This is a genomic window from Pedobacter sp. N36a, from assembly GCF_014472395.1.
GTDB lineage: Bacteria > Bacteroidota > Bacteroidia > Sphingobacteriales > Sphingobacteriaceae > Pedobacter.
In genome coordinates this window covers 457,307-475,678 of the sequence record NZ_JACSZW010000002.1, presented here as the reverse complement: position 1 = coordinate 475,678, position 18,372 = coordinate 457,307, and the positions used below count along the sequence as shown (strand labels likewise).

Below are 18,372 nucleotides of genomic sequence, written 5' to 3'. Positions count from 1 at the left end.
CTGCTGACCTAAGGTTAGCAGCTCTTTTTTTATTTCTCATTTGGATTTTTTTTCTTCGCGAGCAGCATGCTGATTGTTTTCTGAATTCTGCCAATCCTGGTTTTATCCTGTTTTGCTGTTAAGATCCACAATACGTATTCTTTTTTATGAGAGTAAGCGAGAGACAGAAAATACTCCAGCGCTTTAGGCTCCTTTTTTAATGCAAATTCAAAATCCTCAGGTATTTTTACCTGTTTATTCTGCACATCAATATAATTAGCGTATTCATTCTTTTGAATGTGCTCATTTCTAACAGGAGAGGCCTTAACCGAGGATATAGGCTTCAATCGAAGTCCAGTCCAGACCTCAGAAATTGATGCAGAAGCGCAAGGAGTCAATTGATAAGTTTTCAATTCATCCCAGGGCCCCATCATGTTTAAATCAGTCGTTATTCCTGAACTTTTTTTAGGATAAGCAATCCATAATAGCGTGTTTGGCTCTAATCTTTTATGTAAACGGGCCAGAGCTTCTTCCAGTTCATAACCATTAGTCACAAATAAAATGACCGCATCAAAGACCCTTTCTGCATTAAAGCTAAGCTGGACTGCATCATAATCACCTAGAAATTGCACTAAATTATCCGGAGCATTCTCAATAAGCACGCTGTATCCAGGTTTAATATGCAATTTTTTAAGTAATGTATTTTCCATCAGCTAGCTTTAAAAACATTTTTTTTATAACCTCAATTTAGCAAAGAAGTCCCATAGTACAATTCCTGCAGAGATCACAATATTGAAAGAGTGTTTGGTACCAAACTGAGGAATTTCAATACATTTGTCAATCTGGGTCATCACCTCATCGGCCACTCCATTTACTTCATTTCCAAAGATCAAAGCATATTTTTTCTGAACATCTGGCTGAAAGGTGTTCAGCATCGTGCTACCCGAAGCCTGTTCAATGGCTATGATCTCATATCCATCTTTACGTAAACTAGCAACCGCATCTAAAGTGGTTTCAAAGTGTTCCCAGGCTACCGACTGGGTTGCGCCCAATGCCGTTTTTTCTATTTCACGGTGTGGGGGTTGAGCACTAATGCCACAGAGGTATAATTTCTCTATGGCAAAGCCATCAGCTGTTCTAAATACAGAACCTATATTGTGCATACTTCGCACATTATCCAATACTACAATAACCGGTAACTTTTCCTGTTCTTTAAACTCTTCTACACCAACGCGGTTTAACTCGTCTGTTTTTAATTTCTTCATTAAGGACTATTATTCTATGCGGCAAAAATAGGATTTAAATTGCAGATGCACCATTGCCGATGTCACTGATATAAATAGAAGCAGGATATCCGATGCGTGCTACATAGAAATCGGTAAGCTGTTTTGCGAAATTTTCTTCTTCACCTTTTTTCAGCAGGGCGATCGCACATCCGCCAAAACCAGCACCGGTCATCCTGGCACCAATCACATGCTCATAATCGCTGCAAAATTCAACAACCGCATCCAACTCTTTACCGGTAACCTCATAAAGATCTTTTAGTGACTGATGAGAGGCATACATTAAACGACCAAATTCTTGCAGATTGCCTTCATTCAATGCTTTTGCAGCAAGATGAACACGATCATTTTCTCTGATCACGTGAGTAGCTCTTTTCAATATGGTTTCATCTTTAATCAACTGACTATGCAAAGCAAATTTCTCTGCATTCAATTCACATAGATTGTTAAGCGTAATCTCCTGGTTAAGATTTGCCAAAGCCGTCTGACACTCGGTTACTCTTTCATTATATTTAGATTCTGCCAGCTTCCTTGGTTTATTTGTATTGATGATGGCCAGAACATAATCACCCAGGTTACAGTCTACCGATTTGTATTTTAAAGTATCACAATTTAGCACTAAGGCTTTGTTCTCTTCTCCAAATGCAACGGCAAATTGGTCCATAATGCCGCAGTTCACACCTATAAACTCATTTTCTACTTTCTGAGCCAATAAAGGAATTTCTATTTTATCGTAGCCTAAACCGAAGAAATCATTCAATGCATAAGCCATAGCTACCTCAATAGAAGCAGAAGAGGAAAGTCCTGATCCGATAGGAATATTGCCATAAAACAACAAATCCAGACCGGTAGGGATTTTATGTTTTTTAAGGATTTCATGGAAAACTCCCAATGGATAATTGTACCATTCCGGGCCAGTTTTAGTATATGCCTCTTGTAATGGAATCTCCTGTTCTTCAGGAAAATTAAGGCTTTTAAAGCGGATCACCTGATCATTATTAGGCGCAATGCTCAACCAGGTACCCAAAGTAACTGCACATGGCATGACTAATCCACCGTTATAATCAATATGCTCGCCAATCAGGTTTACACGGCCAGGGGTAAAATAATTCGCCTTTGGTTCTTGTCCGTATAGCGCTGAGAATTTTTCGGTCAATTCCGCTTTCATTGTAATTTTTTAAATTAATGTTTTTGTTTTAAGTAAAGTATTGATAGTATTGTTATAAATAACAACCGCCCTAATATACAATTTATGGAAACAAAGCTAATCAAGACCGGGAAATTTATTGATGATAAAGAAGTCTTCGGAATTGAGTTAACAAATACACATGGTACTTATGTGAAAATATACAACTATGGTGCAATCATCAATAAGTTCATCGTGACGAATAAACATGGCGAAAAGCAAGATATTGTATTGGGTTTTGATGATTTTGAAGGATATATCAATGAAGATTACCTGGCTAATTATCCTTATCTGGGCGCTGTAATCGGTCGTTATGCCAACCGTATTAAAAGTGGCAGGTTCAGTATTGATGGCACTGTATATCAGTTATCGCAAGCAAAAGGCGGAGATTGCCTGCATGGTGGTGAGATTGGTTTCGACAGAAAATTATGGACTATTTTACCAACCATTGATCCAAGTTTGACATTACAATATATTTCTCCTGCTGGAGAAGAGAATTTTCCAGGAAATCTGACCGTACAGCTTACCTTTAAGCTTACAGATGACAATGAATTGAGATTGGATTTCAAAGCAACTACAGATGAAGCGACAGCAATTAACTTAACACATCATAGTTATTTTAATTTGTCTCCGGACCTTGGCGTTATAGATCAGCACTTCCATAGAATGCCTGCAAGCAATTATCTGGAACAGGATGATAATTATGTCGTAACTGGCAAGTTGATCCCTGTACAAGGCACAAATCACGATTTCCTTGGCGGCAAAACCTTTGCCCATGACTGGAATTCGGAAGAAGGCTATGATCAGACGTATGTTTTGGATAAACCTTATGGCGAATTCACTTTGGCTTCTGAAACCTCTGAGGAGAAAAGTGGACTGAAACTATCAGTATATACTACTGAGCCAGTCGCACACCTTTATACTGCCAAGTACTTATCAGTATTGGGAGGAAAAGGAGGGGCTACTTACCATGCTTCTGAGGCCTTTTGTGTAGAAACACAGCACCATCCAAACGGTATCAATATTCCTTCTTTTCCAAGTACGATTCTTAGACCTGGAGAGACTTACACACAAACTACAGTTTATAAAATAGAACATAATTAATATGAAAGTCGATATCTGGTCGGACGTAAGGTGTCCGTTTTGCTACATAGGAAAGAGAAAGTTTGAAGCTGCTTTGGCAGACTTTGATCACAAGGGCGAAATAGAAGTGGAATGGCATAGTTTCGAGCTGGATCCAAATGCGGTGACTATACTTGACAAAACTTCTGAAGAGTATTTAGCAGAACGTTATGGAAAGTCAAAAGAATGGGCAGCGGAAACTCATAAAAACGTAGCCAATGCAGCAGCTGAAGTTGGCCTGACTTTCAATTTTGATCAGGCAATAGTGGCTAATTCTTTTGATGCACACCGGTTAATTCAACTTGCAAAAACAAAAGGACTTGGTGATGCGATAGAAGAAGCGATGTTCAAGGCTCATTTTACTGATGGAAAGAATATTGATGATCAGGAGGCACTGCAAAAAATCGGCCTTTCTGTTGGTTTAGATGTGTCAGAAATCCGAGAAATGTTAAACAGTGATCGTTTTACTGATGAGGTACGATATGATGAGAAAACTGCAGAAACAATAGGTGTTCGCGGTGTCCCATTCTTTGTATTCAATGAGAAACTGGCGGTATCTGGCGCACAGCCTCCAGAAACATTTCTCGGAGCATTAAATCAGGCCTGGGAATCCCGTCAATCAAGCGCAACGTAAACCTAATCCCTAATTAGCTTTCTTTTTTAAACGATAGATTTTATAAAAAAGCTCAAACATTGTAAATAGTGTTTGAACTTTTTTATATTGATATGATCAATAGCAATTAGGCTTCCGATGTAACCTGCTGTCCAACTATAGGCAAGCTCAGCCGGACAAAAAATGAAGGTTCAGTTTCTTCACACTCATAATACAGCTTTATAAGGTCTCCATACAGCTGACTGTAATTATCGCGGTACGCTTCCAGATCTGCTAAAAGCTGTGACGTTGAGTGAGATCCGTACTGCATTTCTAAGTGCAATTCATCCGATTCAATTAGTATAACAATATCCAACCTGACGGCCTGATCGTGTATGATTTTACAAAAAGGCTCTAAAAGATTAACGATAGATAGTGGCGCGATATATTGATCAGCATCTTCCCCCTGAACATCCAGTTTGATATGCAGCTGATGATGTAAATGGTCCAGACCAATAAAATGTAAGAAAGATCTAAAAGCAGCTAGTTCCTCTTTTAATGGACTATAAAGCTGCCGACCTCTATAAAGGCGGTACCTGAGCAAATCTGAAAAGGTAAGGATAGCTTCTGGCGTGGTTTCTTCATGTATTTTGGCGGATTCCTTTAATTGATGTAAAGACCTCATGAGGAAATCTGGATTGATATTGCTTTTTAATAGATCTAGCTTTACTTGTTCAATTTCTTTCTTTTCTTTTTCCAATTCCAGAAGTGTATTGCCTTCTTCATTTTTCTCCATAAAAAAAAGCATCATGGAGAAGAACAGAAAATTTAACAGGTAGCTTGCCAGCTTACCTGCATAAATTTTTGAAAAGCTCAGATCGCTGGTAACTGAAACAGGATCTGTCAGATGTACAAAGGTTTTTCCAAAGAAAACATCAATAGCCGAAATCCCCAGTAAGGAAACCAGCATCAATAACCAGAATTGCAGGTTTTTATTTCTTTTGAAAAAATATGGGATAAAATACAAGCAGTAGAGATAGAAAAATGTAGCAATCATCACATTCGAGAGAAAGAAATGATTAAAAACCAAAGAAGGTGTAATCGGTCCTTTAGCACGCATAATGGTGCTTACGATCAATACCCAGATCCAATAAGCAGCATGGGCTACCCAGCGGTATTTATTAAAATAAACCCACCGGTTGCGTTCGTTAATCTCTAGTTGCGCGAAATTACTCATGATTAAAAAATAAGGATTAGGCAGATTTCAAAGTGATCAAGAGCATTATTGATCGTTAATTTATGGCGTCTTGGGTAGAGAATTTCTAATCTTCGCTTTACATTATTCAGTCCAATGCCGCCTTGATACTCAGAGAAATTTTGAAGAGCAGGATTTGCTGGCTTGCTATTTTGAAGCTTAAAATGAAGTTCTTTTTTTTGAACTTCAATCTCCATATTGATCCAGGATTTACCAAAGCTGGTTTTAGTACCATGTTTGAATGCATTTTCCAAAAAATTAATCAAAAGTAAAGGTGCAATTTTATGCCCGGCAGTGATTCCTTTTATAGTCGTCGTTATGGTACATTGGTCTTCCTTATGCCGTAGCTTTTCGAGCGAAATATAGCTATTCGTAAATGTAAATTCATCGTCCAGTTCTACTAAATCCTCCTTGCAATCGTATAGCATATAATGTAGTAAAGATTCTAGCCTCTCAATTATGACCGGAGTTCTTTCTGATTTCTTTAAACTAAGCGCGTAAATATTATTGAGTGTATTGAAAAGAAAGTGGGGGTTGACCTGTGATTTTAAAAACCGGCTTTCCAATTCAATCTTTTCAGATTTAAAGCGCCCAAGATTCTGAATTTCCTTTTGCCGGTCATAGATGTCGATAAAGTAATAAAAAGCGATGAATATTGAGGAGACAAATAGATACAGCAGTAGATGATTACTCAAGATGTACCAGAAACCAAGTTCTGGTCTGATACTCATGACCGGAATTGTACTAATCACCATACTCATAATGGATAAGTTGATCAGAAAGCAGGATAGAAAGAGCAAGGGCATACATAACCAAAATATATACTTCTTTTTCTGCTTGTGTAATGGAATAATGCCAAGTATAAAAGTATAGGATTGCAGAAACATCACTAAACAAAATGTACTAATGAAGATGACTGGAAATGGTTCTGGAAATTTCAGATTGTTAAACAGTTTGCTTTTGTCGGCTACGAAATAGACTAAGCCAATAAAGACTACCCAAAATATAAGATGTAGCAACCAACGGAAATTCGAAAACGTTTGGGAAAAATGCTGCTTAAAAGCGGAAGTCATCAATTAGTTTTTTAGGTTCTTCCCGGTAAAGTTATAATAAATTTACTTCCTTCGTTCTCCTTACTTTCAACAACTATACTCCCTTCATGTTTCTCTATAAAATCTTTACATAATACTAAGCCCAAACCAGTTCCGCTTTCATTGTTGGTGCCTCTGCCAGGCATTTTCTTTTCGATGCGAAATAGATTGCTTAGCGTTTTACTATTCATCCCCACACCATAGTCAATCACAGAAATCCGTACCGCTTTATTCAATAATTCAGCATGAATCTCGACACTGCCAAAGTTTGGGGTGAATTTAATCGCATTTGACAACAAGTTTCGAAAAACAGTGTGGATCATATCCACATCGGCCGAAATCAATAACTGACTAGGCACCTTATTGATGATTTCGATGTTTTTTTGAGCGGCAACAATGTTTAGTACCTCTATGCTGGATTGCAATGTTTGCTTTACATCAAGAATCTGGGGTTTAAAATTTAGTATTCCCGCTTGATTAGTGGACCATAAAAGTACATTTTCCAACAATATAGCGCTATTACTGAGACTGGTCTGCAATAAATTGTATGTTCTATTGCGTTCATCTGTATCCTCTTCAAATACACCTTCTTCCAAAAAAGTGGTAAGCGCAAGCGCTGAATTTAGCGGTCCGCGAAGGTCATGTGCCAATATGGAAAAAAACTGGTCTTTACTTGCATTTATATCTTCCAGGTCCTGGTTAGCAGCACATAGTTTCTCATATTGATATTCCAATATCTGCTTTTGCGATTGTATGAGTCGGTCTTGCTTAAAACGGGTCATATTGTTGTTCCACAGCACCCAGGAGATTACAAAAGAAACAGCAATGACACAAAGTCCGTCAATTGCATTGAACAATACTGTATTTTGATTTGGCTGAGTGAGTGTCACCCCATAAATGAAAAAACAATAAATCAATACAAAATAAATAGCCGCATGTAAAGGCCGAATTAAAATCGTCGCTGCATTTAACACACATGCCAGCATAAAAGTAATGATTGCATTGTCCAAAGATTGTCCAAAAATAGAGCATAAAGCACCACAGGAAGCGAATACAAAGAACACTAAGTGAGGCAATAGTTTACTCAGCAAAGAATATTCTCTTCGTGTAAATTTTAATAAGAAACCAATTAAACTTAAGAACAAGCATACTGGTCCCATGATCATGTTTATAAAGAAAAGATCATTTAACCAGGTGATTTCCTCTGGACCCACTTTAAAATTCCCGTACCTGAAATAAAGGTGAATGATTAAGGTAATTGGTACAAATAAACTGGTTATAGTGATGCACCTACTGAGGTTAGTAGAACTAACTTCATCTTCCATGATCATTTTGTCCAGGGGTGGTCTTTTAAAGTACCTAAGAAATAGATTGAGAGCGTTTGCCATTTTGATAATAGAACAAATCTATTCTTTTATTTTACAAATAGCTAATCTTTTGAAAATGAAGTAGTCATGTGCTTTTTATTTCTAGTGCTGTAAGGGTATAAAGTTAGTATTTAAATAAATACTAATTACTTTTAAACATAAACAACATATGCATTACCTTATTAATTCTACTGATTTACAGTATTTTACTGGCAGCATTCCATATGATTCTCAAACTAGAAAGTATAACGATTACAGCAACGCCAATAAACATCTTTTTAATTGGAAGTTTTCCTACCAATTTTGCTGCAATTGGTGCTGCAATTACGCCTCCAATCAGTAAGCCTAAAATAGATTGCCAGTGACTGACGCCTAGTATGAAGAAAAAAGTCACTGCACTCGCCATGGTGACAAAGAATTCTGTTAGGCTCACAGAACCAATTACATATTTCGGAGTACGTCCTTTTGATATCAGGGTAGAAGTGACTAGTGGACCCCATCCACCACCGCCAAAAGAATCCAAAAAACCTCCTGCACCTGCTAACCAGCCAGCTCTTTTGACTTTCTGAAGCTTGGGTTTTTCCTTAAATGCATTGGTCAGGATCTTTATTCCCAAAGCTAAAGTGTATACAGAAATAACAGGTCTGATATATTCAGAAAACCTTTCTCCTGCATATCCTAATAAAAGCGCCCCTGCTATAGCTCCTAATACACCAGGGATCAGCAAGGTTTTAAAAAGCTTCTTATTAACGTTTCCGAACCTATAGTGACTGAAACCTGAAGCGCCACTTGAAAACATTTCCGCTGTATGAATACTGCCTGAAATCACAGCAGGATTTAACCCTCCAGATAGCAATAATGTAGTAGAAATAACACCATAACCCATCCCCAAGGCTCCATCTACCATTTGTGCAAGAAAGCCAACCATCAACATCCATAGGAATTTGTCGTCAATTTGGAGGTAAACCTCTTTTCCAAAAGCAAAAACAGATTCGTAATTTAAGTAGGAAACGCTGGCATACCCGATAAAAAGGACCGCCAGAATCAATAAACATAAGTAAGCGATGCGTTTCCATTTCTTTTCCTGAGATAGGCTAGGCTTAATAGTTAAGGTAATTTCTTTTTCTTCTAAACTCATTATTGTACTGTGCTGAAAATTTGATAGTTTAATCGTCTGTGAAAGGTTGTTCTAATCCATGAACCATATTAAGTCTATTGATTTAGTAGACAATAATATATTAACTTTTCGACTAAACAAAATAATTTGTCCTGTTTTAATTAGAATAAAAGACTTTCAGAGTTAAATGGGCCATTGAAATACCCGTTATTTATTGATTTACGCTATTGAAGAACGCATTAGCGAATAAGAATTAAAAAAAGAGGAGGGTGGGTGCCTTAGTAGAAATATCATTTGAAAATGTCCTTCAGCCTATGGAAACTATAAAAAAATAAAGGTTCTGAAATTAATTTCAGAACCTTTATTTTTAATGGAGATGATTTATGAGGTTAGGAGTCGAATTTAAATCGCGGTTACACGAGTTTCAATATTTCCCCTGGTTGCTTTTGAATATGGACAAGCACGATGCGCTTTATCGGCTAATTTTTGGGCTTCTTCCGTGGTAATGCCTGGAATATGAACATCTAGATCAGCTGATAATACAAAAGAATTGTCATCCTTGTTAAAAGAGACATGTACTTCTACAGTAGCTTCAGAAACTTCCACGCCGTCATGAGCTGCTACCGAACCTAAAGCGCCTAAGTAACATGGGCCCCAGGCTGCTGCAAATAATTGCTCAGGATTAGTGGCGCCACCTTGGCCGCCCATTTCTCTTGGTTTTCTTAAGTCAAATTCTATCGTTCCATCGCTCGATTTGATATGTCCGTCGCGGCCACCTTTTGCTGTAACGGAAGCTGTATATATTTTTTCCATAATTTCATTTAAATTTAATACCACTACAACAGTTCCGAGCCAATTAAAGTTTTAGATTTTAATTTTTTCACAAAGCTTAAAGATATCGTAAGCTACTTTTTGGATCAGATCAAACTGCTCATGGATCATATCATCATGGCTATTTTGACATTGATTTTCGCTCTTTACCGGCTGCCTGATCAACGGGACATTACTCAATGAACTGCTATGGTTATTCAACACTTCAATAGACAAATTCATCAAGTAAGTTGTGTTGTTTACTACAGGTTTAAGATCATCGAAATTCGAAATCTTAAAGGAATGTTCTTTACTATACAAAGACAGCGTAGCAACATAGGAGGAAAGCAAGTGATTTAAAGCTGTAAACTGATGAAGCTCCTTCATCCGCAATTGCTTGCTCTTGGGTTCTGAAAACATCCGCTGAAAAAGCGAGGCCAAATTTGCTGTTGTTACATACACTTCTTTTCTGGCTACTTTATAATTCGTCAGATTATGCGTTTCATCAGTATACAAAAATGTAACTTGTTCAAAATAATTCATGTTCGCACGTAACGTAGCCAGCATAGCTTCTTTTAGCTTTTGGTGTTCCCAGTTAGGGAATAACGAGTAACTCGCCAGCAAGGCGATTCCGGAGCCAATCAGGGTATCATAAATACGTTCACGTGCGACAGATAAACCGCCCATCCCAAGAAAATCAAAAAGAACCAGAATATAAGGCGTCATGAATAAAACACTCACTACATAATTTTTACGCTGAAAACTATAACAGCCAATCATACAGAAGAGTAGAATGATAAATAAGGTGTGCTTATCTTGAACATAGACCAAGATTCCCATTCCAATAAATGCCCCAATAACAGTACCGATTAAACGTTCATAATTTCGCTTTTTTGTCAGACTGAAACCAGGCTTAGAAATGACTAAAATAGTCAGTAAGATCCAGTAACTATGGGAGAAATTTAATAGTCTGGCGACTACAAATCCAACCAGCATAACGATAGCCACCCTTAAAGAATGCCTGAATGTAGAAGAAGTAAAAGTTAGATTTTCAACCAACAGTTTTAAATCAATAGATTGTCTGGTGATGAAACGTTCCACATCAATCACTCTAGGCTTTAGATTCTTCTTTTCTTTTTTATTGAAATAGCCATTAATCGTTTTCACTCTGGAGAGTATATTCTCAATGTTTACCTCTATATTTTTAAGTGCTATAATCCCTAAAGTATTGTACTTTCCTTCTGTATTGTTATTTTCAAGTGCAATGATTTCATTCCGCAGGCGCTCTACATCTTCAATCAAAGAGCTTGGGATCTTAGGAACACCACCACTTTTTAAAGCAAAAGCGATTTCATCAAGTTCATCTGCGATCTTTATAATCACAGATTCATAGCTGGCTAAAATGCCGGATTCGTCAAATTGATCATGAAGTTGCTCATAGTTATAATAAGTAGACATCACTTGTTCAAATAGATCCACCATGTCAACAAAAACAAGTAGAAGAAAACGACCTTCTGGGGTAGATTCTCTAATGATTTCCCTTGTTTTAAATAGGACTTCCCGAACTGCATCCTGCTTTTCATGAACAAGAACCTGCAATTGTAAAAGCTTTGCATAGTTCTCATCATAGTCTGTGTTCTGATGATAAAATTTTGCTTTAGCACGTAAGAATTCAGAAATTTCATGAATGGAATCACTCAATGTTTGTTGAACTAAGCGAAAGGGCCTGATCCTGTACACAAAATAGCTCAACAAAGTGTACCAAATACTACCTGTAAATATAAGTAATGCAAATACTAAAACTTCTTTCCAGGGCCTTACGTCATCAATGCTCAATACCATAATGAGCAGGGCAGCAGTACCAATCGCAGCAGACCTTAAGCCATATAAAAAAAGCATTGAAAAAATGAAACTGCAGATAAACAGCAGTGCTCCAATAAAATAGACGTTACTATTTGTTAGACCTACAACAATAGAAATGATCGTGATGAGACCTGTAGTGATCGTCATTGCATTTCTACGGTGAACAATTGGCCCGGGTGTGTCTACAACACTCACACACAAAGCCCCTAAGGATAAGGTCATTCCGTATTGAAGAAGACCAAATTGAGCAAGGATAAGAGATGGACAAAGGACACCGATAGTAATCCTGAGGCCATCAGCGAAATAAGTGCTTAATAAAAAATCCTGGATACTTCTGACTGGACGATTGAACATAGCATAAAAATAGATTTACAATCATCAATTGTGCCATTAACAACTGCTTTATGCAAAATAACAAAATCATACCATAGTATTAAGATTTTCAAAATGAATTTTTCCGTATAAAACTGCGATAAAGACAGTTGAAACGGCTATTATTTTCTACAAATTCATAATTTGAGCCAGGATCGAGGCAAGAATAAGGCAGGTAGTATAGGTTGATATCGAAAGCTAAGGCATCCAGTAAATCTCCAAATCAAATTCTAACTCTTCCTAAATAAAGTCTGATAATTAATATTATGTTAAGTAGTATTGTACAAGACACCTATGCTATAGGTGATTTGACGGATAACAAAAGTATAATTTTAAAACTCTTCCAGTTTCCCTTTCAGCTGCTGTACTTTGTCCAGTCTGTTTTTTCTGGTATAAATATCAATCAGCAGTTGAACTGTCGATTTATCATTCTGATTAATTTCATGAGCTTGTAATAATGCAATTTCAGCACGGTTGATTAAAGATGTAAATGATGGTCCGTTGTCAGTCCTTTTTGTTTTCAGAGATTCGTTCGCTGCATTAATATAAGCGATTCCTAATTGGTGAAGTGCATCAAAATAGTTCTCATCAATGCTCAATGCTTTATTATAAGCTAATATTGCTGTGTTGTTATTTGATTTAGTTTGATGCAAATATCCGTAAAGGAAATACAACAGCTTATTTTTACTTTCTACTTTTAACGTAGCTTCAATGACGCGAATTGCATCGTCATATTTTTCAATATCTAACAACAGATTGATATAATCATTCGTGAGGTAAATATTATAAGGATTCATTTTTATCCCATCCTCTAATGACTTTAAGGCCAATTCATTTTCAAATTTCGAAGAATATATCCCGCTTAGCTTTTGATATACGATAGGACTTTTAATGCCATTTTCTTTAGCTCTTTTATAATAGAACAATGCTTTGTCTATAGACTGCATGTTTTGTGCAGCTAAGGCAGTATTAATCGCCAAAGTTGTGTCTTTTGGAAAGAAATCACTCACTTCTTTTAGCAGTTCATAGGCTGTGCTAAAATCATTGCTGGCAAAGGCAGTATTTCCTTTATCTTGTTTTTTTATATTCACATTGTAGAATGCCGCTGAAATCAGTTGCGTATTGGCCTGGAATTTATCTAATCTTTTAGCAGAATCTATTGCTTCAACAGCTAAGGTATAATAACGGTCAGAATTATTTACATCCGCATCAATAATAGATACATAAGCACTTAGATAAGCTTTAATTGCCCAGGTTTCCGGCCACTTCTTAGTCTTTTTATCATTTTGGGCGGCTTCAGCTGCCTTGATCCCCTCTCCTAGTATACTCAGCTGTTTTTTCTCATCCTGTTTACCAGCAATCGCCAGTTGAAGTTTTCCGACGCTGTTTCTCGCAATTTGCAGCTGGCTTTTTTGCGAAAAAGCATGGTTCGCACTCAATAAAACAAGGATAGCAGCATTAAATAAATAGGTCTTTTTCATACTAGGGTGTGTTCTAGCTACAAACTTATAAAAAAAAAGGAGGGATAAAAATTACCCCTCCTTTTTAATCTAATTATTACTTGCTTATTGAGGCTGTCCAGCTCTTAAAGCGTCTAATTTTTTCTTAGTTGCTTCATAGTTTACCTTATCATCTTTAAATAAATAAATGATTTTCAAGTTCTCTAATGCATTTTCATTCTTAGGATCCAATTCTAACGCTGCTTTGTAGTAAGGAGTTGACTGATCAATAAACGCGATCATCTTTGCACTAATCGCATTGAATTCTTTCGTTTTCTTAGGATCAATTTTATTTCTCTCGGTTTGTAATGCTAACGCTTGTTTGTAGTAAGTATCACCCAACAAATATTGATAAATTGCATTTTTTGGATCTTTTGCAATTAATTTAGTCAACATTTCTTGAGATTTAGCAATGTTACCAGATTTGATGTAAAGATCAGTTTCTAAACCGATGAAATACGAATCATCTGGAAATTTGCTGCCCGCTTCTTTTAATAAAGCTAAGCCCGCAACACTGTCCTTTAACTTATCGAAAGTCACATTTACGATTTCAGAATAAAGAACTTTTGAGTCTTTATAACCTAAATCAATTGCTTTTTTGAAGTTTTTAACTACCTCTGGATAGTTTTCTATTGCCTTCGCAGTTACACCTGCGTTCACATACATAGAAGTATCTGTTGGGTTTTTAGCTGTTACTTCATTGAAAGCTGCTAATGCACTTGCGAAATCCTTTTTATTATAAGCAAAAATCGCACGGTTTCTCAAAGCATTATCTACATTGATTTCTGCTTGCTGAATATTGTCTTTCTCTGCATTCTTAGTGTCTAAAGCTTTTGCCTTAACGATTGCTTCTTCTGCAATCTTTTGGTTTGCTTTAGCATTGTTAAGATCTAAGGAATCCACTAATGCAATTCTAGATGCAAATAAAGCTCTGTAAGACCATGCTTCTGGCATATCTTTAGATTTCTCATGAACAATCGCTTTATCAGTATGGGCCAAACCTTCATTCAAAGTTTTCAAGTTGTCTGCTAAAGTTGTTGTTTTAGCAATTGCCAACAATGTCCATGCTTTCTTGGCGTCATTTACTTCACTTTTTTGCGCATTTGCATAGGTGGCAGCACCTACTAATAACATACTAAAAAGTACTTTTTTCATCTTGTTAATTTATGGGTCAAAAATTTAATTTTCTTCTTCTTCGGTATCGTCCTCAGCCTCTTCATCATTTTCTTCTTCTTCCTCTTCGATGATTTCTTCTGATTCAGCTACTTCATCTGTAACGATAGCATCATTTACCACAACCGCACCTTCTTCTCCATCTTCCAATTCAACTTCTTCGTCTTCATGTTCGATCTTAGCAACAGATGCAATTTCGTCATTTCCTTTCAGGTTAATCAAGCGCACCCCTTGAGTTGCTCTTCCCATTACCCTTAATTCGCTGACTACAATTCGGATCACGATACCTGATTTGTTAATGATCATTAAATCATCCGCGTCAGTTACGTTTTTAATGGCTACCAATGCACCGGTTTTTTCGGTTACACTAATGGTTTTAACACCTTTACCACCTCTATTTGTAACGCGGTAATCTTCAATATCAGTACGTTTACCATAACCTTTTTCTGAAACTACCAAAATAGTTACACCTGGATCATCTACAGCAATCATGCCAACAACCTCATCCTGATCGTGCGCTAGCGTTACACCTCTTACTCCAGTTGCAGTTCTACCCATTGGTCTAACTTTCTCCTCATTGAAACGAATTGCTCTACCAGAACGCAAAGCCATTACAATTTCACTTTTTCCTGTCGTTAAACTTGCTTCTAATAGTTGATCCCCTTCGTTAATGTTAATCGCATTGATACCATTTACACGTGGTCTTGAATAAGCTTCTAAAGAGGTTTTCTTAATGGTTCCCTTTTTAGTACACATGATAATATAATTGTTTTCCAGGTATTCCTGGTCTTTCAAGTTCTTTACCTTAATGTATGCTTTAATTTTTTCCTCCTTAGGAATATTGATGATGTTCTGAATTGCTCTACCTTTACTTAGTCTTGATCCTTCAGGAATTTCATAAACTCTCAACCAGAAACAACGTCCTGATTCAGTAAAGAACAGCATGTAATTGTGGTTTGAAGCCACTAATAAGTGTTCAATAAAATCTTCGTTTCTTGAATCACTGCCTTTAGAACCTTTACCACCTCTACCTTGAGTACGGTACTCAGTTGCAGGCGTACGTTTGATATAACCTTCATGTGAAATCGTGATCACTACGTCTTCATCTTCGATGAAATCCTCCATGCTCATGTCTTCTGCAGAATGTACGATCTGAGTTCTACGCTCATCACCATATTTCTCCATCATTTCAGTCAACTCGTCCTTAATGATTTTCATACGTAAATCTTCTGAATCCAGAATAGATTGTAAGTACTCAATAGTTTTCATTAATTCGTTGTATTCATCTTTGATTTTATCACGTTCCAGACCTGTTAACCTACGTAAAGTCATGTCAAGAATCGCTCTGGCCTGAATATCACTCAAACCAAATTTCTCCATTAATCCTGTTCTTGCTTCTTCAGGATTATCAGAAGCACGGATTAATTTAATTACTTCTTCAATATGATCTAAAGCAATTAATAAACCTTCCAGAATGTGTGCTCTTTTCTTAGCTTCTGCCAATTCAAATTTCGTTCTTCTCACGACCACATCATGTCTGTGGTCAACGAAATGACGAATCAAATCTTTCACATTCAGCATCTGCGGTCTGCCGTTCACGAGTGCGATGTTATTCACACTGAATGAAGTTTGTAACGCAGTCTGTTTAAAGAGGTTATTTAAAACAATTGAAGCATTCGCATCACGTTTAATTTCATAAACGATACGGATACCATCCTTGTTGGATTCATCTTTAATATTCGAAATACCTTCGATTTTTTTCTCACCTACCAATTCAGCGGTACGCTCAATCATCATCGCTTTATTTACCTGATAAGGGATTTCTGTAACGATAATCGTTTCACGATCTTTATGCGTTTCAATCTCCGCTTTAGCGCGCATAACGATACGGCCTCTACCAGTTTCGAAAGCTTCCTGAACCCCTGTATACCCATAAATAATTGCTCCTGTAGGAAAATCAGGTGCCTTTATGTGCTTCATTAATTCAGCTATAGTGATTTCTTTGTTTTCGATATAGGCAATAGTACCATTGATCACCTCAGTAATATTGTGTGGCGGCATATTAGTAGCCATACCCACTGCAATACCTGAAGAACCATTGATCAGTAAGTTTGGAACTTTAGCCGGAAGAACCGTTGGCTCTTGCAGGGAATCATCAAAGTTTAACTGGAAATCTACCGTGTCTTTATTGATATCGGCAAGCATATCTTCTGCAATCTTTTGGAAACGTGCCTCTGTATAACGCATTGCTGCTGGAGAGTCACCATCAATAGACCCAAAGTTACCTTGTCCTTCCACCATCAGGTACCTTAAGCTCCACTCTTGAGCCATCCTAACCATGGTATTATAAACAGATGAATCACCATGCGGGTGATACTTACCTAGAACCTCCCCAACAATACGGGCAGATTTTTTATAAGGTTTGTTGTTTGCAAGTCCCAGATCCAGCATACCGTATAAAACACGGCGGTGAACTGGTTTTAATCCATCACGAACATCAGGTAAAGCCCTTGATACAATAACCGACATCGAATAATCGATGTAAGCGGATTTCATCTGCTCGTCAATATTGATTTTTATTATTTTGTCGTTTTCTTGATTTTCTAAATCTTCTGCCATAAATAGTAATGTTCCCTAAGAACGATTTAAACGTGGTATTCTTATAACCTTGCGAATTTAATAAAAAATGCGCCATAAAGGCGCATTGTGGAAAAAATTTATCGTATATATTTTAGGTCAAAAAACCGGGATTAAGCCCACTCAATGCCTTTTTTTAGCTTACTTAGTGTGTGCGCTTCCGGGCTTTCAGGGATTGGCTGATAATTATATACCCATTTCGCCATTGGTGGTAAGCTCATTAGAATCGATTCGATCCTTCCATTGGTCTCCAGGCCAAATTTTGTACCTGCATCATACACTAAATTAAACTCTGCATAGCGCGATCTTCTTAAATATTGCCATTCCTGTTCTTCGGCAGTAAAATCGGCATCGCGATTTCTGTCAATCAGCTCGGTATAAGCAGGAAGGAATGTATTTCCTACCGCTTCAGAAAAGCTCAGTAAACGGTCAAAATCCAGCCCTGTGTTCTCTGGCTTTAGTTTATCATAAAAAACACCACCAACGCCACGTGTCTCTTCTCTATGTTTGATGAAAAAATAATCATCCGCATGTGCTTTAAATTTAGGGTAAAAAGAAGCATCAAACTCATCACAAGTCTGTTTCAGCAAATGATGAAAAAATCTGGCATCCGTGTCAATTACATAATGCGGCGTCAGGTCAATACCTCCGCCAAACCAGCGCGTCTGCTCATCCATTTCAAAATAACGGATATTCATGTGTATAATAGGCACGAAAGGATTATTAGGATGCATTACAATAGAAACTCCGGTTGCGAAGAATTCATCGTTCTCCAGCTTAAAAGACTTCTTAATCGTGTCCGGTAATTTACCATATACTGCAGAGAAGTTTACACCACCTTTTTCGATTACATTTCCATTTTGCAGAATTCGGGTTCTGCCGCCACCGCCACCCTCACGGCTCCATATCTCTTCTTCAAATTTTCCTTTACCGTCAGTTTGTTCTAAACCCTGGCAAATGGAGTCCTGAATTTTCTGGAAAGCTGCGACTACTTTATCTTTAAATACCATTTCTCTTAAACTTAAC

At 37.2% G+C, this 18,372-nt stretch carries 15 protein-coding genes; 2 read left to right on the top strand and 13 right to left on the bottom strand.

The genetic code is table 11. The features are described from left to right. Positions 1-29: 29 nt before the first annotated feature. From H9X96_RS05780 to H9X96_RS05770, 3 genes are read right to left on the bottom strand one after another with little or no spacing between them, the layout of a single operon-like run. Complete coding sequence (locus H9X96_RS05780; RefSeq protein WP_187665362.1) at positions 30-689, bottom strand: YdeI family protein; 660 nt, start codon at positions 687-689, stop codon at positions 30-32. A gap of 24 nt (positions 690-713) precedes the next feature. Next, positions 714-1,244 (bottom strand): RNA methyltransferase, encoded by a 531-nt coding sequence (locus tag H9X96_RS05775; RefSeq protein WP_187665361.1) that lies wholly within the window; start codon positions 1,242-1,244, stop codon positions 714-716. A gap of 34 nt (positions 1,245-1,278) precedes the next feature. Continuing rightward, entirely contained in the window at positions 1,279-2,430 is a 1,152-nt protein-coding gene (locus H9X96_RS05770; RefSeq protein WP_187665360.1) for a galactokinase, read from the bottom strand. Positions 2,431-2,514: 84 nt separating this feature from the next. Here H9X96_RS05770 and H9X96_RS05765 point away from each other — a divergent pair, with 84 nt between their 5' ends. Together H9X96_RS05765 and H9X96_RS05760 are read left to right on the top strand one after the other, a co-directional pair. Next, positions 2,515-3,552: an aldose epimerase family protein gene (locus tag H9X96_RS05765; protein ID WP_187665359.1), complete on the top strand. Its 1,038-nt coding sequence runs from the start codon at positions 2,515-2,517 to the stop codon at positions 3,550-3,552. A gap of 1 nt (position 3,553) precedes the next feature. Next, on the top strand, positions 3,554-4,204 hold the full coding sequence (locus H9X96_RS05760; RefSeq protein WP_187665358.1) for a DsbA family protein: 651 nt from the start codon (positions 3,554-3,556) through the stop codon (positions 4,202-4,204). A gap of 106 nt (positions 4,205-4,310) precedes the next feature. Here H9X96_RS05760 and H9X96_RS05755 read toward each other — a convergent pair whose 3' ends face one another. From H9X96_RS05755 to hemF, 10 genes are all read right to left on the bottom strand, one after another. Next, complete coding sequence (locus H9X96_RS05755) at positions 4,311-5,399, bottom strand: histidine kinase (protein ID WP_187665357.1); 1,089 nt, start codon at positions 5,397-5,399, stop codon at positions 4,311-4,313. A gap of 2 nt (positions 5,400-5,401) precedes the next feature. Continuing rightward, complete coding sequence (locus tag H9X96_RS05750) at positions 5,402-6,178, bottom strand: sensor histidine kinase (protein WP_187665356.1); 777 nt, start codon at positions 6,176-6,178, stop codon at positions 5,402-5,404. A 323-nt stretch (positions 6,179-6,501) separates the two neighbouring features. Next, on the bottom strand, positions 6,502-7,896 hold the full coding sequence (locus H9X96_RS05745; RefSeq protein ID WP_187665355.1) for a sensor histidine kinase KdpD: 1,395 nt from the start codon (positions 7,894-7,896) through the stop codon (positions 6,502-6,504). 175 nt (positions 7,897-8,071) lie between these two features. Next, positions 8,072-9,013, bottom strand: a complete 942-nt coding sequence (locus tag H9X96_RS05740; protein ID WP_187665354.1) for a sulfite exporter TauE/SafE family protein — start codon at positions 9,011-9,013, stop codon at positions 8,072-8,074. 381 nt (positions 9,014-9,394) lie between these two features. Further along, positions 9,395-9,805, bottom strand: coding sequence for an organic hydroperoxide resistance protein (locus H9X96_RS05735; protein WP_187665353.1), 411 nt, complete (start codon positions 9,803-9,805; stop codon positions 9,395-9,397). 51 nt (positions 9,806-9,856) lie between these two features. After that, positions 9,857-12,019 (bottom strand): FUSC family membrane protein, encoded by a 2,163-nt coding sequence (locus H9X96_RS05730; protein WP_187665352.1) that lies wholly within the window; start codon positions 12,017-12,019, stop codon positions 9,857-9,859. Positions 12,020-12,369: 350 nt separating this feature from the next. Continuing rightward, positions 12,370-13,518, bottom strand: coding sequence for a lipopolysaccharide assembly protein LapB (locus H9X96_RS05725; RefSeq protein ID WP_187665351.1), 1,149 nt, complete (start codon positions 13,516-13,518; stop codon positions 12,370-12,372). An 84-nt stretch (positions 13,519-13,602) separates the two neighbouring features. Continuing rightward, positions 13,603-14,691, bottom strand: coding sequence for a tetratricopeptide repeat protein (locus tag H9X96_RS05720; RefSeq protein WP_187665350.1), 1,089 nt, complete (start codon positions 14,689-14,691; stop codon positions 13,603-13,605). 24 nt (positions 14,692-14,715) lie between these two features. Next, on the bottom strand, positions 14,716-17,328 hold the full coding sequence (gene gyrA, locus H9X96_RS05715) for a DNA gyrase subunit A (RefSeq protein WP_187665349.1): 2,613 nt from the start codon (positions 17,326-17,328) through the stop codon (positions 14,716-14,718). Positions 17,329-17,459: 131 nt separating this feature from the next. Next, a complete protein-coding gene (hemF, locus tag H9X96_RS05710) occupies positions 17,460-18,356 on the bottom strand; it encodes an oxygen-dependent coproporphyrinogen oxidase (protein ID WP_187665516.1) in 897 nt (298 codons plus the stop codon). Positions 18,357-18,372: the final 16 nt, after the last annotated feature.

Excerpts from the sequence above, each read along its gene's own strand:
- H9X96_RS05780 (WP_187665362.1), bottom strand. The coding sequence starts at position 689 with ATGGAAAATACATTACTTAAAAAATTGCATATTAAACCTGGATACAGC.
- H9X96_RS05775 (WP_187665361.1), bottom strand. The coding sequence starts at position 1,244 with ATGAAGAAATTAAAAACAGACGAGTTAAACCGCGTTGGTGTAGAAGAG.
- H9X96_RS05770 (WP_187665360.1), bottom strand. The coding sequence starts at position 2,430 with ATGAAAGCGGAATTGACCGAAAAATTCTCAGCGCTATACGGACAAGAA.
- H9X96_RS05765 (WP_187665359.1), top strand. The coding sequence starts at position 2,515 with ATGGAAACAAAGCTAATCAAGACCGGGAAATTTATTGATGATAAAGAA.
- H9X96_RS05760 (WP_187665358.1), top strand. The coding sequence starts at position 3,554 with ATGAAAGTCGATATCTGGTCGGACGTAAGGTGTCCGTTTTGCTACATA.
- H9X96_RS05755 (WP_187665357.1), bottom strand. The coding sequence starts at position 5,399 with ATGAGTAATTTCGCGCAACTAGAGATTAACGAACGCAACCGGTGGGTT.
- H9X96_RS05750 (WP_187665356.1), bottom strand. The coding sequence starts at position 6,178 with ATGAGTATGGTGATTAGTACAATTCCGGTCATGAGTATCAGACCAGAA.
- H9X96_RS05745 (WP_187665355.1), bottom strand. The coding sequence starts at position 7,896 with ATGGCAAACGCTCTCAATCTATTTCTTAGGTACTTTAAAAGACCACCC.
- H9X96_RS05740 (WP_187665354.1), bottom strand. The coding sequence starts at position 9,013 with ATGAGTTTAGAAGAAAAAGAAATTACCTTAACTATTAAGCCTAGCCTA.
- H9X96_RS05735 (WP_187665353.1), bottom strand. The coding sequence starts at position 9,805 with ATGGAAAAAATATATACAGCTTCCGTTACAGCAAAAGGTGGCCGCGAC.
- H9X96_RS05730 (WP_187665352.1), bottom strand. The coding sequence starts at position 12,019 with ATGTTCAATCGTCCAGTCAGAAGTATCCAGGATTTTTTATTAAGCACT.
- H9X96_RS05725 (WP_187665351.1), bottom strand. The coding sequence starts at position 13,518 with ATGAAAAAGACCTATTTATTTAATGCTGCTATCCTTGTTTTATTGAGT.
- H9X96_RS05720 (WP_187665350.1), bottom strand. The coding sequence starts at position 14,691 with ATGAAAAAAGTACTTTTTAGTATGTTATTAGTAGGTGCTGCCACCTAT.
- gyrA (WP_187665349.1), bottom strand. The coding sequence starts at position 17,328 with ATGGCAGAAGATTTAGAAAATCAAGAAAACGACAAAATAATAAAAATC.
- hemF (WP_187665516.1), bottom strand. The coding sequence starts at position 18,356 with ATGGTATTTAAAGATAAAGTAGTCGCAGCTTTCCAGAAAATTCAGGAC.